Origin of the sequence: Nostoc sp. (assembly GCF_036917155.1) — a bacterium.
GTDB lineage: Bacteria > Cyanobacteriota > Cyanobacteriia > Cyanobacteriales > Nostocaceae > Nostoc.
This window is the reverse complement of sequence record NZ_JBALDZ010000218.1, coordinates 57,851-72,799: the sequence shown is the minus strand read 5'-3', so window position 1 is coordinate 72,799 and position 14,949 is coordinate 57,851. Positions and strand designations below refer to the sequence as shown.

Here is a 14,949-nt window from a genome sequence, read left to right as displayed (position 1 = left end):
CTACCGAGTCATCACGTCATTGATAACTGGGCGCGCTTTTTCCCACTCACAAGTCCAGGAGTGTTACCCAATGAGCCTCGTGAAAGTCCTGCTGGGGATACGCCCGATTCAAAAGTACGCTTACAACTAGCTTACAAAATTGATTCCAACTTGGTTGATCCACTTGGCGTTTTACCGTCCCCTGTGTTGCCAACCAGCCAGAATGTTGGAGGGGTTATTAAAGAAGTTAAAGATGCAATCAGCCCTGACACTTTGCCAGACACGAAAGTAGTACCACCACGTCCATCCCTGGCACTGCTTAATTTATTGCGAGGCAACAACTACAGAGTACAAGGCGGGCAACAGATTGTCAAAGCTTTACAGGACAAAGGTTTTACTCAGGCTATCCCTCTCACATCAGATCAACTCAGTGTGCGCCAACCGGCAGGTCAAAATTCGGCGGGGGATGCACTGTTCAAGTTTGAGCCAATTGCTGAGAGTCTGCAAAACGACACCCCACTCTGGTTCTACATCTTAGCTGAGGGTCAAGCTCCTTTAGTAGATCACTTTGGTGTGGGAAAAAGTTTTTCCGAAGTAGAGTTACTCAATGGTGTTGGTGCTAAAACTCAGCTAGGTTGGGTAGGTGGTCGAATTGTAGCCGAGGTGTTTTATGGACTTTTAGATTCTGATCAGGAATCTTATATTAATAAAGCACCTAAAGATTGGCAGCCAATTTTAGGTGGTGATCAGACAGTTATCTTTGCTAACCTACTCAAATTTGCTGGCCAAAATATCGAACCACCTTCAACCAGCACAAGCACCTACAAAAACTCAGGTTTTTGCTGATGGGAAAAATTTGAAGGAGGCAGGAGGCAGAAGGCAGAAGGAAGAATTGGGAGAGGATTCAGACCCCTCCCAATTGTAAGTGCCGTATAGACTCAGAGGTCTTAAACCCCTGCTCCCTCCTGCCTTCCTTGGTAATAACCTCTTGCCTTTACTCAACATTTGTCAGCGTCTCCAGTTGTGCCAGCAGTTTCTCTATTTGCTTGCGCTTCTTCGGGTCTGACCAAATACGCGACTTTCTTAGTTTGGTAGTGGCAGCAGTAAAGCGCTCTTTGTAATTGTTAGACTCGGTGTTTGGGATAGAGGCTGGGGTTTTCTTCTCAATAATGCGCTGTCTGATTTCACTTAAAGACCAGTCGTTAGCAATAGCTTGTTCTAATTCGGCAACGCGCTCATTCAACTTGGGAATCTGGGCGATGGCTCTAGCTTTGGTGTACTCAAGGGAGCCAAAGCGTAGTGTCTACAAAAGATTGAAGCGTTTACTGGGTTAAGCTTTGGTTTTCATGAAAAATGCTAGGATCTCTCCAGCACAAATGCTTTCAGGCATCTTTGATGACTCTCGACCTTCCCGACTCTCTAATTCTCGATACAGCGCTTTCGGTATCTGGATTAACTGACTATATCCGCTTCCTGTTAGAGCAAGATAAACAATTACGGCAAGTTTGGGTAACTGGCGAAGTTTCCAGCGCTAACAGCCATCGCAGTGGGTTATTTTTCACGCTGCAAGATCCCGATCGCACCGCCGGAATTAAGTGTGTAGTATGGAATAGCCAATTGCCAAAACTCGCCCAAATGCCTGTTCCCGGTGAGCAAATAATCATTTTGGGCAGCATCCGCGTCTATCCGCAACGGGGAGAGTATCAGTTATCAGTTTGGCAGACTTTACCTGCTGGTGTTGGTTTACAGGCGTTGCGCTATCAACAACTCAAAAATCGCTTGCTGGCTGAGGGGTTATTCGACGTGCAAAGAAAGCGATCGCTCCCCACCCACCCCCAAACGATCGCTGTCGTCACTTCACCAACGGCGGCGGCTTGGGGTGATATTCAAAAAACCCTGAGGCAAAGGTATCCAGGTTTACATGTTTTGTTTTCTCCCGCGACAGTACAAGGTGAGCAAGCACCTGAATCTATCGTCAAAGCAATTGAGCGGGTGGAAAGAGATGGACGCGCCGAAGTGCTAATTTTATCGCGGGGTGGTGGTGCGGTGGAAGAGTTGGCTTGTTTTAATGATGAACGAGTGGTGCGATCGCTAGCTAGTTGTTCCATTCCTGTAATTACTGGTATCGGCCATCAACGGGATGAATCTTTAGCAGATTTAGTTGCAGATATCTGTGTGCATACACCGACTGCGGCAGCAGAAATGGTTGTACCAGCACTTTCGGAGTTGTATACTGAGCATCGCCAACGAGTTGTTGCTTTACATGAGGCGGTGCATGACTTTAGGGAAAATGCTGAGAATAAACTGCAAGTATTGCGGAATCGTTTGCGACGTTTGCGGTTAGATCGGCAAGTGCAGCAGGAGGTGGAAAAGCTAGCTTGGAAGCGTCAGCATTTGGTGCAAATTACGACGGGGCGATCGCAGCAAGCAACGCAGCATTTAGAATTATTGCGGCAGAAGTTGGCTAGTCTTGACCCGAAAGCAGTGTTACAGCGTGGTTATGCGGTGGTGAGGCGGGAAGATGGAGCGATCGCTCGTTCGGCGGCGGAGTTGGCTGTGGGGCAAGATTTAGTGATTCAGTTGGGGCAGGGTGGGGTTAAAGTGAAGGTTATGGAAATAAACGAACCGCCAAGACGCCAAGGACGCAGAGAGTTGAATGGTTAAACGTAAGAGTGCTTCTAGTTCTGAGGAAGGTTGGAATTATGAGGCGAAGGTGGCTGAGATAGAGGGAATTATTACTCGCATTGAGGCGGGTGAGTTGGAATTGGAAGCTGTGTTTGACCAATTTGCAACTGCTGTGGAGTATTTGCGTCAGTGCGAAGGTTTTTTGCAGCAGCGACAACAGCAGGTAGATTTGTTGATTGAAACATTAAGCCAAGAGTAGAAGCTAGAGTCTGCCATTAAGGCTGAAATAGTCGAATTTCAATCCGCAGCTCTACCAATTCGTAGAAAAGTCAAGGACTTATGTAAATTTTCATCTTGACTACATATTAAACATTTCTGATTTCTACCAAAGTTCTAATGAGGAGTTTGAGAAACTGAGAATGACTGATGAGATCATTGATTTGACGAACTGCGATCACGAACCGATCCACATTCCCAGTCTGATCCAGCCTCACGGGGTTTTACTGGTTTTGCAAGATTCTACCCTGGAAATCCTTCAGGTGAGCAGCAACACTCAGGAAGTTTTTGGTCGTCAACCTGATGAATTGCTGGGTAAGTCGCTGTCAGATTTACTTGATGCCAAGCAGATTAAGCTGATTCAACAATGTCTTTCCGAAGATTTTGAGAGCGTTAATCCCCTCAATTTATCTATCAAATATCTGAGTAAATTAATTTATTTTGATGGCATCATACATCATTTAAATAATATCATTATTCTGGAATTAGAGCCGAAAAAAGCAAAAGACAAAACAAACTTCTTTGACTTTTATCAACAGGTAAGAGGAACCATTACCCGCATTCAGAAAGCACCCACACTGTTGAAAATGTGCCAGATTGTGGTTACAGAAGTCCGGCGAATTACTGGTTTTGAACGGGTCATGGTCTATCGATTCGATGAGGAAGGGGCAGGCAGGGTCATCGCTGAAGACACCAATCAAGAAATGCCCTATTTGGACTTACACTATCCCCCCTCTGACATTCCCAAGCAAGCCCGACAGCTATACACCCTCAACTGGCTGCGGCTGATTCCAGATGCCAGCTACCAGCCTGTTACCTTAATTCCAGCGAACAATCCCTTGACAAATCAACCGCTCGATTTGAGTCTATCGGTGTTGCGGAGTGTTTCTCCGTTACATCTAGAATATCTGAAAAATATGGGTGTGACTGCCTCCATGTCTATTTCCCTAATGCACGAACAAAAGCTTTGGGGATTAATTGCCTGTCATCATTCCTCACCTAAATATGTTCCTTACAATATCCGCACTATGTGCGAGTTCATTGGACAGGTGATGTCTGTGGAACTGGCAAATAAAGAAGCGAGTGAAGACATTGATTATAAAAGGCAATTGAAATCACTGCAAACTCAATTTATCGAAGGGTTGTCTCAGGCTGAGTATTTCCTGGATGGGATGGTACAACTGAAATCTCAATTACTCAATCTGACCAGCGCCACGGGAGCGGTGATATGTAGTGGCGATCAGTGTATTCGACTGGGTAAAACGCCATCAGAGGAGGAGGTTCACGCCTTACTTGATTGGATTAAACCTCACCTGCATCATAACTTGTTTGAGACGCGATCGCTCACGAAAAACTACCCTGCTGCCGAGTCATATAAAGCGATCGCCAGTGGCGTTTTAGCCCTAGAAATTTCTAGAGTTCATCATAATTACATTCTCTGGTTTCGTCCAGAGAAAATTCAAACTGTGAATTGGGGCGGCAACCCCAACAAGCCTGTGGAAGTTTTGTTAGATGGCAGTTTGCGAATGTCTCCTCGCAAATCCTTTGAATTATGGCAAGAAACGGTGCAAGGGTCTGCCCTACCCTGGAAACCCTGTGAAGTTGAAGCGGTTGTGGAACTACGAAGCCTGGTTGTAGGTGTGGTGTTGCGGCAAGCGGACAAACTGGCATCGATGAATTTTGAATTACAACGGAGTAACGAAGAACTCGATTCTTTCGCCTACGTCGCCTCCCATGACTTGAAAGAACCGCTCCGGGGCATTCACAACTACGCTAATTTCCTAATGGAGGACTATGCAGAGGTACTGGATAACGATGGAATTGCCAAACTCCAAACCCTGGTGCGGCTGACCCAGCGGATGGAAGACCTGATCAATTCACTCCTCCATTTCTCCCGATTGGGACGCGCCGAACTGATCCGGCAACCAGTGAATCTGAATGAGTTAGTCCCGCAGGTAATCACCATATTGACCATTGCCCGACCGCAGAGCGAAGTTGAGTTTCGCATTCCTCAACCCTTTAAGAGCATTCAATGCGATCGCGCTCAGATTAATGAACTCTTCAGCAACCTAATCAGCAACGCCATCAAGTACAATGATAAACCCCAGAAGTGGGTCGAAATTGGTTTCATCGAATCGGGGCAAACCAACCAAATCTCAAAAGAATTTCTTCCCCAATCCCCAGTCCCCATTACCCCTTATCCCCAGAGGGGGCCCCACCTTCCCCAATCCCCATTACCCCTTATCCCCAGAGGGGGCCCCACCTTCCCCAATCCCCAGTGCTTCTACGTTCGTGATAATGGCATTGGCATCCTCCAAGAGCATCTCGACAAAATCTTTCAGATATTCCGCCGATTACATGGACGGGACGACTTTGGCGGTGGGACTGGGGTAGGGTTAACCATTGCCCGCAAAATTGTGGAACGTCACGGTGGTAGAATTTGGGTGGAATCTACCCTCACTCAAGGCAGTACGTTTTACTTCACCCTGTCGGCGGAGGCAAATGCAAATACATGACTCAGATTTCAGCCTCCCATATCCAGGAAATGCCACTACTTTTAATTGTGGAGGATAGCAACGAAGACTTTGAGACACTGCAACGATTTCTAGGACGCTCTACCATTGCTCTTGCCATTCAGCGATGTGTGAATGGCGAACAAGCCTTGGCGTTTCTTTATCGGACTGGCAGTTATGTAGAGCGCCAGAGTGCGCCCCAGCCCGGCTTGATTGTGCTTGACTTGAACCTACCCGGAACCGATGGACGAGAAGTGTTACGCCGGATTAAACAGGATGACAACTTGAAGATGATTCCGGTGGTGGTGTTTACTACCTCTAACAATCCCAAAGATATTGAAGTATGTTATCAATATGGTGTTAACAGCTACATCGTTAAGCCAATTAATTTTGCTCAACTGAAACGAGATATTCAGATGCTTGTAGAATATTGGTTTGAAGTGACGACGCTGCCTGATTATCCATAGAATTAGTCATGAGTCAGAGATCGCGCATTGTCTTAATTGTTGATGATTCCCCAGAAGATCGAGAAATCTATTGGCGGTATTTACTGCACGAACAGGAGTATTCCCATACCAATTTTAGAGGAAGTGTTTACCAGCTTAACCGCGAAACAAAGCCAGTTTTTAAACATCATTGAACATAGTGGGTAACAGGGAGCATCCTGTTTTGGCGGATCGCCCTGCGCTAAGGCGCACGCTACGCGAACAGACTAGAAGTCTGGGGCTATACAAACAAAACCCGCCTACGCGGGTTTCAGAGAGTCCGCGCAGGCGGACGAAAGTTTGTGTAGCCGCGATTTCCAATCGCCCGGTGTTTCTTCCAAAAGTGGATGCTCCCGGGTAACACTTAATGACATTGATTAACGATATTTTAGACCTCTCTAAAATTGAGTCATGAAAATTAGGATTCAAATCATATTCCGCAGATATGTAAAAATAGATAAAAAGGATTTTAAGTTGTTTACATAAAATGTCTATAGGAATCATATTTGATTTCTGAAAAGATCTAAGTATTTGTAGGGTGTGAAAGCGTTGCGTAACGCACCCTACGTATATTTCAAAAATCAAATACTAGTCCTATATAATAATAACTAATAAAGTAGATATGCTCTTCATAAAAAATTTGTATTAGTGAATGAATAGTTATAGATTGTTTTCTGGGAAAAGTGATATAAGTCTTATAAGTAGGTTAGAAGCAAAATATACATCAAAACCATCAAACGAGTTAATGCAAAGCTGATGTAAAGAGCAACCAAATAAAGTCTATCAAGTATGTTAAAATCCTGGCATCATAAGGGTTTTAGCATTTATTGAAAAATACCACTTTTTCTATGCCAACCTGGGGAATATGGGTTTCTGACACTCGATTAATTAATTCACGATGTCTCAGCAACAGCGCACTCTCTTAATTGTCGATGATTCGCCAGAAGATCGAGAACTCTATCGGCGGTATTTGCTGCGCGATCGCGAATATTCTTACACTATCCTAGAAGCAACGCTGGGACAACAAGGGCTAGAACTTTGGCAGCAACATCAGCCCGATGTAGTGTTGCTTGATTATCGACTGCCTGACCTAGACGGACTGGAATTTCTGGTACAATTGCAACTCTTGACCCAACAGCCTTGCCTACCTGTGATTGTCGTCACTGGGCAGGGCAATGAGGTGATCGCAGTTAAGGCGATCAAAGCGGGCGCACAAGATTATCTTGTCAAAGAGCAAATTACCCCAGAAGGGCTGCAAATAGCAGTCAATGGGGCGATTGAAACAGTGCAGCTACGCACCCAACTACAACAGCGTATTGAACGAGAGCGCGTAGTTTCACATATTACCCACAAAATTCACCAATCCCTAAATCTGGATGAAATTCTTCAGACAACCGTAACCGAAGTGCGAGAATTTCTGCACACCGATCGGGTCTTGGTTTTTCGGTTAAAATCCAACGGTCGTGGCACAGTAGTAGCAGAATCAGTTGGGGCAGAGTGGCGATCGCTGCTCTCGTGTACTATGTACGATCCCTGCCTCGCTGAAAGCTACATTGCCTCGAATCGACCGCAACCTGTCAGGAACGATCCCGCCTTTATCAAGAATTATATCGAACGCTATTATCAGGGGCAAGTAACAGCAGTATCAGATATTCACGATCGCAGTATTGACCCCTGCCACGGTGAATTGTTGGCACAGTTTCAAGTCAAAGCTCATCTGGTTGTACCAATTCTGCAAGATAACCAGTTTTGGGGATTGCTAATTGCTCATCATTGTACCTCCCCTCGATTTTGGCAGCCCTTAGAAATTGACTTGCTTAAAGAGTTGGCAACTCAGATGAGTATCGCCTTGCGACAGGCAGAACTGTATCAGCAGGCACAGCGCGAACTAAAGGAACGCCAGCAGGTAGAAGCAGAATTACGGCAGAGTGACGAACGGCTGCGATTGGCACTATCAGCTTCGCGGATGGGAACGTGGAACTGGAACATCCAAACGGGAAAAATTTCCTGGTCGAATAACCTAGAAGCCTTATTTGGACTGGAAGCAGGAGAGTTTGACGGCTCATTCGAGATGTTTGTTGCGCGGTTGCACCCTGAAGATTGCGATCGCGTTCTAGCAGCCGTCGAGCGTGCTGTCGTCACCGGAGAAGACTATGACATTGAATTTCGAGTAGTATATCCCAACGGTACGATTCGGTGGGCACTCAGCCAGGGCAAGGTCTTCTACGACCAACACGGGCAACCGATTCAGATGGCGGGTATCGATTTAGATATCACCGAACGCAAACGGTCAACCGAAGCTCTGCGTGAGAGTGAGGAACGTTTTCGGCAGCTTGCAGAAAATATTGATGCGGTGTTCTGGATCAGAGAAGTGTGCGAAAACCGAGTCAGCTATGTCAGTCCTGCATATAAAAAACTGTGGGGATTAAACCCGCAGGAATTGTATCAAGGACAACAAGCATGGGTCGATCGCATCCACCCAGAAGATCGAGAAGCGACAGACAGAGCGTTTTATGAAAAAGCTGTCGCAGGTAAATTTGATGAAGAATACCGGATTATTCTACCCGATGGTAGTATTCGCTGGGTTCACGATCGCTGCTTTCCCCTTCGAGATGAAACAGGAGAGATTTATCGGTTTGCAGGTATTGCCGAAGACATCAGCGAACGCAAACAGGCAGAGCAAGCCTTGCGAGAGAGTGAAGAACGCCTGCAAATGGCACTAGAAGGTTCTGGTGGCGGTCTCTGGGATTGGAACGTTGTTACTAATAAAGATTATTTAAGTTCCCGATGGCTAGAAATGCTGGGATATGAGCAAGGAGATTTACCTGGGGACTTTAGCGGTTGGGAGCGACTGATTCATCCTGACGATAAAGTTTGGGTAATGGAACGGTTGAATGCCCATCTTCAGAGCGATTCGGTATCTTACAAATTTGAATATCGAATGTTAACCAAGTCTGGGGAGTGGAAATGGATTGCCAACCACGGAAAAGTAGTTTCGCGGGATCGACAGGGCAATCCACTCCGCCTTTCAGGCATCCATCATGATATCAGCGAGCGTAAACAGGCAGAACTTGCTCTGCGAAAGAGCGAAGAACGCTTCCGCACCTCGGTTGAAAATATGCTGGACTGCTTTGGGGTATACCGTGCTGTACGAAATGAGCAGGGACAGATTGTCGATTTTGTGACTGAATATGTCAATAATGCGGCTTGTTTCAACAATCAAATGACTTATGAGCAGCAGATTGGACGGGGATTGTGTGAATTACTACCAGGGCATCGTGACAGTGGATTGTTTGGTGAATACTGCCAGGTAGTAGAAACAGGACAGCCGCTCATTAAAGACAGCCTAGTTTATGAGGATGATTACGGACAACAACGCTTAGTTAGAGCCTTTGATATCCGCGTAGCTAAATTTGGAGATGGATTTGTTGCCACCTGGCGAGATATCACCACTCGCCAACAAACTGAAGAAGCCCTGCGCCAGAGTGAAGAATTTAAAAACCGTATTTTGGACAGCAGTTCTGACTGCATCAAGGTATTAAGCCTCGATGGGCGGCTCCTGTACATGAATACAGGTGGACTGTGTTTGATGGAAATTGACGACTTAAATTCCTATCTCAATAATCAATGGCTCTGTTTCTGGGAAGGCAGTTCTCGGCAACAGGCAGAGGAGGCGCTTGCTGCCACTAACACAGGCAAAGTCAGCATTTTTAGCGGATACTGCCCAACTGTAAAAGGCACTCCGAAATGGTGGGAAGTGGTCGTTAGCCCGATTTTGGATGCCTCTGGGCAGCTGGAACGAATCTTGTTGATTTCACGAGATATTACCGATCGCAAACAAGCTGAAATCGAACGCGATCGCCTATTGCAACTAGAACAAGCAGCTAGAGCCGAAGCCGAACGCGCCAATCGCATCAAAGATGAGTTTCTGGCCGTTCTCTCCCACGAATTGCGATCGCCTCTTAACCCGATTCTCGGCTGGACAAAACTGCTGCAAACCCGCAAATTTAGTGAAAGCAAAACGGCTGAAGCTTTAGCCACCATCGAACGCAACGCAAAACTGCAAACTCAGCTGATTGATGACTTACTCGATATAGCCAAGATTCTGCGCGGCAAACTCAGCATCGATGCTACTCCTGTGAATTTGGCATTTGTGATTGAATCTGCGCTCGACACAGTAAATACAGCAGCCCTTTCCAAATCTATTGTGTTGCATTCTGTGCTGGCAAATATTGGGCAGGTCTCTGGAGATTCCAACCGCCTTCAACAAATCTTTTGGAACTTACTTTCTAACGCGATCAAGTTTACTCCCAAGGGAGGACGCGTAGAAACCCGACTAGAGCGAGTTGACGATCAAGCACAGATTATCGTCAGTGACACGGGCATTGGCATTAACCCAGACTTTCTCCCGTATATTTTTGAGTCATTCCGTCAGGAAGATGTATCAATTACTCGCAAGTATGGAGGGTTAGGATTGGGGTTAGCGATCGTCCGGCAGTTGGTTGAGGCTCACGGTGGCACCATCACGGCTGATAGTCCAGGTGTTGGCTTGGGAGCCACCTTTACAGTCCAGTTGTCACTGCTGAATGTTGAACCGGAAATCAAGCAGCCAGATGAGTTGCCACAACCAGCACTCGAACTCACGGGGATTCGAGTCCTCACAGTTGATGATGACCCCGATGCCCGTGAACTACTAACAGTATTGCTTACTGAATACGGAGCTACAGTCCTGACTGTTACCTCTGCGGTAGAAGTATTGGCAAACCTGGAGTCTTTTCAACCCGATGTCTTAGTCAGTGATATTGGAATGGCCGGAGTCGATGGTTATTCCCTGATTCAACAGATCCGCACCTTAACGCCCGAAAAAGGGGGAGAGATTCCCGCGATCGCTTTGACTGCTTATGCCAGAGTTGATGATTACGAGCGAGCTATAACCAGTGGTTATCAACGACACGTTACCAAGCCCCTCGATCCAGAAGAGTTAGTTCAAGCTGTGGTGGCACTGACGTAGACTCAACTAAATAATACCATTCCTCAAAATGATTCGGTTTAACTCTTTTTAAAGTGTCGCGGAAGTCCCCACCTTCAATGTACTCTAATAGATATCTCCAGAAATTAAATATGCGTTATCCAGAATCCTTGTAGAGACGTAGCAGTGCTACGTCTCTACATTCATTTTCGGAGATGTCTAATGGTAGGTATTGTGAGCGGGGGATGTTCGCGAACAGCGTCACGAAGTGAGGATTGCATCTGGAATTGATTTAAAACCCAAGTAAAAACTTTCTTCCAGATGTATGACGAATCCGCAATTTTTTCGGGTATTATAGTGGGTGTCTTGACCATCAATGCCACAAGCGAAAACCAAGCTAATAAATATATGTCGCAAGAGAAAGATTTGGGTCTTGGGAACCAGGACTCCTGACAAGAGGAGGGAATGTCAGACTTTCTAGTACTACGAAGACAAGAGAGGCTATTCCCGACGAATTGGGAGCGATCAACTTCAGCCGTAGGCAAGTCTGAGCTATTTCCGCCAGCAGCCCCACGCCGTCCCGAAGGGCGGCGATGGGAAGAATGGCGGGGCGATGACGAACACACCCCTGAACCGATGTCAACCGTTAGGTTGACGGGGTGAGTGGGGTGGGTGATAGCGAAGCGTTAGCGAGTCTTCGAGCGTCGGAATCGCCATTTTGTCTTGGGCGCAACTTGCGGAATCTTGGTTTTGCACGTATTGTTTTAGAACTTCGACAGTCACCCCACCGCACGAGGCGACAAAGTAAGCACTATTCCAGAACACGGGTTTACCCCAATAGACGCGCCTAATTTCCATCAAAAACTCTTTGCGAATTTGTTGACTTGTGTAGGACTTTAAGGCGTTGACGAACTTCGATAGTTGCATCTGTGGATAGTACCGGAATAACAGGTGAACGTGGTCACTTTCGCCGTTAAATTCAACGACTTCGCAACCCCATTTCTGGGATATGTGATTGACTAGTTCACTCAATCGAGTCAGCATAGCAGGCGTGATTACTTTCTTACGGTACAACGCAAGTCAAAACCAAATGCGCTTTTAAATCAGATATAGACCTAGCTGTTGATTTGTAAGTCATACGAAGTTATATTTATTATAACCTACTATTAGTAGTTAATGCAATAGCTAGCCTTATGGTAGTTGGTTATCTAACAGTCTGATTCCCCTAACACATACTAATGGCTAGACTACTATTATTAGGTTATACTCTCAGTAGGTAGTAAAGGATATGCCCGTGGAAATCAGACTAAAACAAATCAGAGAAGCCAAAGGGTTGTCTCAAAACGCATTGGCACGACAGCTAGAGATGTCGCTTGCTAATGTTCAAAAAATTGAATATGGCAAAGCCAAATCCATCCCTCTTGATACGCTCGAAAAGATTTGCCTGACACTTGATTGTGAAATTGGTGATTTATTAGTACTCGTTAAATGCGCCTAGCCTACCAGTACCGTCTACGACCGACTAAGCAACAAATAGCCACATTTGAACACTGGCTAGAACTATCGCGTCGTCAATACAACTACAGATTGGCGGAACGCTTCAACTGGTGGGAACAAAACCGTTGCGATGTTGACCGTTGCTCTATTATTTCTTGCGGTATCGCACCACTAAAGGATAAACCTGATTACTACAGTCAGAAGCGGGATTTAACCAACAGTAAAGCTTTGTTCCCGGAATACAAAGAACTTCCATCCCACACGCTACAGGACGTAATCGCACGGGTTGAAAAGACGTTTGACAGGTGGTTAAAAGGAGATAGCAATGGTAAAAAATCTGGTCGTCCCAGGTTCAAAGGTAAAGGGCGTTACCATTCACTTGCATTTCCTGACCCCATCAAGCCAGAACACATACAGGGTAAATTCATTCAATTACCCAAAATCGGCAAGCTGAAGATGATTTTGCACCGTCCCCTACCGGATGGTTTCAAAATCAAAACCGCCGCTATCACCCACAAAATTGACGGCTGGTATATCAGTCTTAGTCTAGAAGATGTAACCGTACCTCACCTTAAAACTGATGTCATCCCCGCGCTGGATAACACTGTGGGTATTGACATGGGGTTGAAATCATTTTTGGTAACGAGTGACAATCAAGAATATTAAGGGACTGGCAAAGTCTATGCTTGCCAAGTCCGTAACCGATGCTGGATGGGGTCAATTTCTACAAATTCTGAATACCTTGGCTGTAAGTGCTGGGTGTTTGGTAGTAGCGGTTAATCCACGAGGTACAAGCCAAGAGTGTTCTGATTGTGGCGCGACAGTTCCAAAGACACTGTCCGATAGATGGCACACCTGCCAGTGTGGTGCTAGTTACGACCGCGACCACAACGCAGCGCGAAATATAAAACATAGGGCGGCGGGGCATCCCGTCCTTAAAGCTAGAGAAATGTCCGATGCAATAGCAGGAGTCATCTAGAAGCCCCCACCGTCCCGAAGGGCGGTGCGGGGAGTATGTCACTAGTTCACATACTTATCTGTTGAATAAACGTCTGATGTTCTGCTGAACTTAGCCCTTTCTGCAACACTGCTAAAACTTGTTGCATATTTCCCGCAACTAATGCTGATACATCAAGCCACAATCCCGGAAAGACTTGACTTTCAATTATACCTGACGCATTTGGTATCAGTGCTACGTATTCACCATTTTGCAAGCTGAACCAACTAACAGTCCGCTCAAAAACCTGCCAAACAATATATTCCTGAATGCCATTGCGACGATAGGCACGTTTTTTATCATACAAATCTTTGCTAGCACTGCTGGCGGCAACTTCTGCTACTAATTCTGGCGCACCTTCCACGTAACCATCAGTACCCAGATGAGATGATCCGCCACACGCTACATCAATTAACAAAATGGCATCAGGTTGGGGTTCATTGTCTAAATCTAGCCGCACAGTTGGGTTATCGCCTAGTCTGACACCAGGCGTGGCTACTTTATAATTTCCCAGCCAAATCATTAAATTACCATGCGGTTCGGCGTGTGTTTCAAAGCGCAAAGGTGATCCCACGTAAACGACTCCTTCAATTAATTCAGCTTTCTTGAGGTTGGGCATGGCATTATAGCGACGCTCAAACTCTGGACGAATGAGGCGATCGCCACTCTCAAGAGGCGGAATGTCGGAGGTAGAATCAGTTGGAGTTGGATGTTGTGGAGACGTGTTGACCACGATCGCAGGCAGTAGAGGTGGTTTAATTGATTGTATCGTAGTCAGGACTTACGCAACTGGCACAATCGGTCTGGGTGCGGCAAGCCGCACCTTGAATATGAAGCGAGGTCAGTTGACGCTCTGTGGGAGGGTTTCAGCCTTCATTTTTGGGACTGGTAATCATAAACCTTATAGCGATCGCTATAAAGCGGTTCCTGCGGAGCATTGCAAGTTTTGCTTATCCAAAACAAAGGTCGTTGAAAGGCAGATTAAAAGCATCATAAGTAATAAAAATATGATGATTCTACCTGAATGAGAAAATAATAAATATAATATTTTAATTGTTGATGATTATTTCAGATGAAATTTACCGAGCTAGATTATTGTCAATATTTACTTAGTAGCCAAATCAACTATACTATTACTAACTTAGCATCACACTTAGAAAATATTAGTCATGATAAAATTAATAATTATTTAAAAAATGAAAAGCAAAAAATACTTTCTGTGGCTTTTAATCCCAAAAAACCAATGATCGCTAGTGCTGGACATGGTGGCTTTATTACGCTATGGAACTTAATTAAGGCAGATAATAATGAGTGGAAAAGTGAGATTCACAAGACACTCAAAGGACATAAGCTTGCTGTAGAGTCTGTAGTATTTAGTCCTGATGGCAATAAGCTTATTAGCTGTAGTCAAGATCAGACTATCAAGTTTTGGGATCTAAATGGAGATATTAATATTAGTATTAATACTATAGAACTTGGCAACCTATATCAGGGTATGAATATTTCTGGCGTTAAGAATTTAGACGAAGCCCAAATGGATGCGCTGGAAGAACTGGGGGCTTCAAGGGATAGAAAAATTCCAGAAAATCCTGGTGGGCCGAATTAAAT

15 protein-coding genes and 2 pseudogenes are annotated in these 14,949 nt (G+C 45.5%); 14 read left to right on the top strand and 3 right to left on the bottom strand.

The window, feature by feature from the left end; genetic code table 11:
* Positions 1-825: hypothetical protein (locus V7K67_RS29130; protein ID WP_442943956.1), on the top strand; the 825-nt coding region annotated here is incomplete at its 5' end.
* Positions 826-973: 148 nt separating this feature from the next.
* Here V7K67_RS29130 and V7K67_RS29125 read toward each other — a convergent pair.
* Positions 974-1,222: a hypothetical protein gene (locus V7K67_RS29125; protein ID WP_335169500.1), complete on the bottom strand. Its 249-nt coding sequence runs from the start codon at positions 1,220-1,222 to the stop codon at positions 974-976.
* 152 nt (positions 1,223-1,374) lie between these two features.
* Between V7K67_RS29125 and xseA the strand changes: the two genes are divergently transcribed.
* The 7 genes from xseA to V7K67_RS29090 all read left to right on the top strand — a co-directional run bounded on the left by xseA (position 1,375) and on the right by V7K67_RS29090 (position 11,510).
* Positions 1,375-2,643 (top strand): exodeoxyribonuclease VII large subunit, encoded by a 1,269-nt coding sequence (gene xseA / locus V7K67_RS29120; RefSeq protein WP_334731475.1) that lies wholly within the window; start codon positions 1,375-1,377, stop codon positions 2,641-2,643.
* A complete protein-coding gene (gene xseB, locus V7K67_RS29115) occupies positions 2,636-2,863 on the top strand; it encodes an exodeoxyribonuclease VII small subunit (protein ID WP_094348247.1) in 228 nt (75 codons plus the stop codon). Before xseA ends, xseB begins: the two co-directional genes overlap by 8 nt.
* Positions 2,864-3,023: 160 nt before the next feature.
* Entirely contained in the window at positions 3,024-5,396 is a 2,373-nt protein-coding gene (locus V7K67_RS29110) for an ATP-binding protein (protein ID WP_334731474.1), read from the top strand.
* Complete coding sequence (locus tag V7K67_RS29105) at positions 5,393-5,860, top strand: response regulator (RefSeq protein WP_334731473.1); 468 nt, start codon at positions 5,393-5,395, stop codon at positions 5,858-5,860. The genes V7K67_RS29110 and V7K67_RS29105 overlap by 4 nt, the downstream gene beginning before the upstream one ends.
* An 8-nt stretch (positions 5,861-5,868) precedes the next feature.
* On the top strand, positions 5,869-6,033 hold the full coding sequence (locus V7K67_RS29100; RefSeq protein WP_334708434.1) for a hypothetical protein: 165 nt from the start codon (positions 5,869-5,871) through the stop codon (positions 6,031-6,033).
* 743 nt (positions 6,034-6,776) lie between these two features.
* Positions 6,777-10,889: a PAS domain-containing protein gene (locus V7K67_RS29095; RefSeq protein ID WP_335169497.1), complete on the top strand. Its 4,113-nt coding sequence runs from the start codon at positions 6,777-6,779 to the stop codon at positions 10,887-10,889.
* A 423-nt stretch (positions 10,890-11,312) separates the two neighbouring features.
* Positions 11,313-11,510, top strand: a complete 198-nt coding sequence (locus tag V7K67_RS29090; protein WP_334730260.1) for a hypothetical protein — start codon at positions 11,313-11,315, stop codon at positions 11,508-11,510.
* Here the strand turns inward: V7K67_RS29090 and tnpA are convergent.
* Positions 11,487-11,985, bottom strand: a pseudogene (gene tnpA / locus V7K67_RS29085) (IS200/IS605 family transposase). The gene V7K67_RS29090 and the pseudogene tnpA sit on opposite strands and share 24 nt — an antisense overlap.
* A gap of 150 nt (positions 11,986-12,135) precedes the next feature.
* On the opposite strand from tnpA, the gene V7K67_RS29080 reads away from it, so the two are divergent.
* The 3 genes from V7K67_RS29080 to V7K67_RS29070 are packed head-to-tail and all read left to right on the top strand — an operon-like array spanning position 12,136 to position 13,323.
* A complete protein-coding gene (locus V7K67_RS29080; protein WP_335169495.1) occupies positions 12,136-12,345 on the top strand; it encodes a helix-turn-helix domain-containing protein in 210 nt (69 codons plus the stop codon).
* A complete protein-coding gene (locus V7K67_RS29075) occupies positions 12,336-13,010 on the top strand; it encodes an RNA-guided endonuclease InsQ/TnpB family protein (protein ID WP_335169493.1) in 675 nt (224 codons plus the stop codon). Before V7K67_RS29080 ends, V7K67_RS29075 begins: the two co-directional genes overlap by 10 nt.
* 16 nt (positions 13,011-13,026) lie before the next feature.
* Complete coding sequence (locus V7K67_RS29070) at positions 13,027-13,323, top strand: transposase (protein ID WP_335169491.1); 297 nt, start codon at positions 13,027-13,029, stop codon at positions 13,321-13,323.
* 46 nt (positions 13,324-13,369) lie between these two features.
* Here V7K67_RS29070 and V7K67_RS29065 read toward each other — a convergent pair whose 3' ends face one another.
* Positions 13,370-14,074 carry a Uma2 family endonuclease gene (locus tag V7K67_RS29065; protein WP_335169489.1) on the bottom strand — a complete coding sequence of 235 codons (705 nt, stop codon included), beginning with the start codon at positions 14,072-14,074 and terminating at the stop codon, positions 13,370-13,372.
* Here V7K67_RS29065 and V7K67_RS29060 point away from each other — a divergent pair.
* From V7K67_RS29060 to V7K67_RS29050, 3 genes and pseudogenes are all read left to right on the top strand, one after another.
* Complete coding sequence (locus V7K67_RS29060) at positions 14,064-14,369, top strand: hypothetical protein (protein ID WP_335169487.1); 306 nt, start codon at positions 14,064-14,066, stop codon at positions 14,367-14,369. The genes V7K67_RS29065 and V7K67_RS29060 overlap by 11 nt on opposite strands.
* Positions 14,370-14,413: 44 nt before the next feature.
* Positions 14,414-14,545 (top strand): annotated as a pseudogene (locus tag V7K67_RS29055) (IS701 family transposase); the annotation flags it as partial.
* Positions 14,519-14,947, top strand: a complete 429-nt coding sequence (locus tag V7K67_RS29050; protein ID WP_334733726.1) for a WD40 repeat domain-containing protein — start codon at positions 14,519-14,521, stop codon at positions 14,945-14,947. The pseudogene V7K67_RS29055 and the gene V7K67_RS29050, both read left to right, overlap by 27 nt.
* Positions 14,948-14,949: the final 2 nt, after the last annotated feature.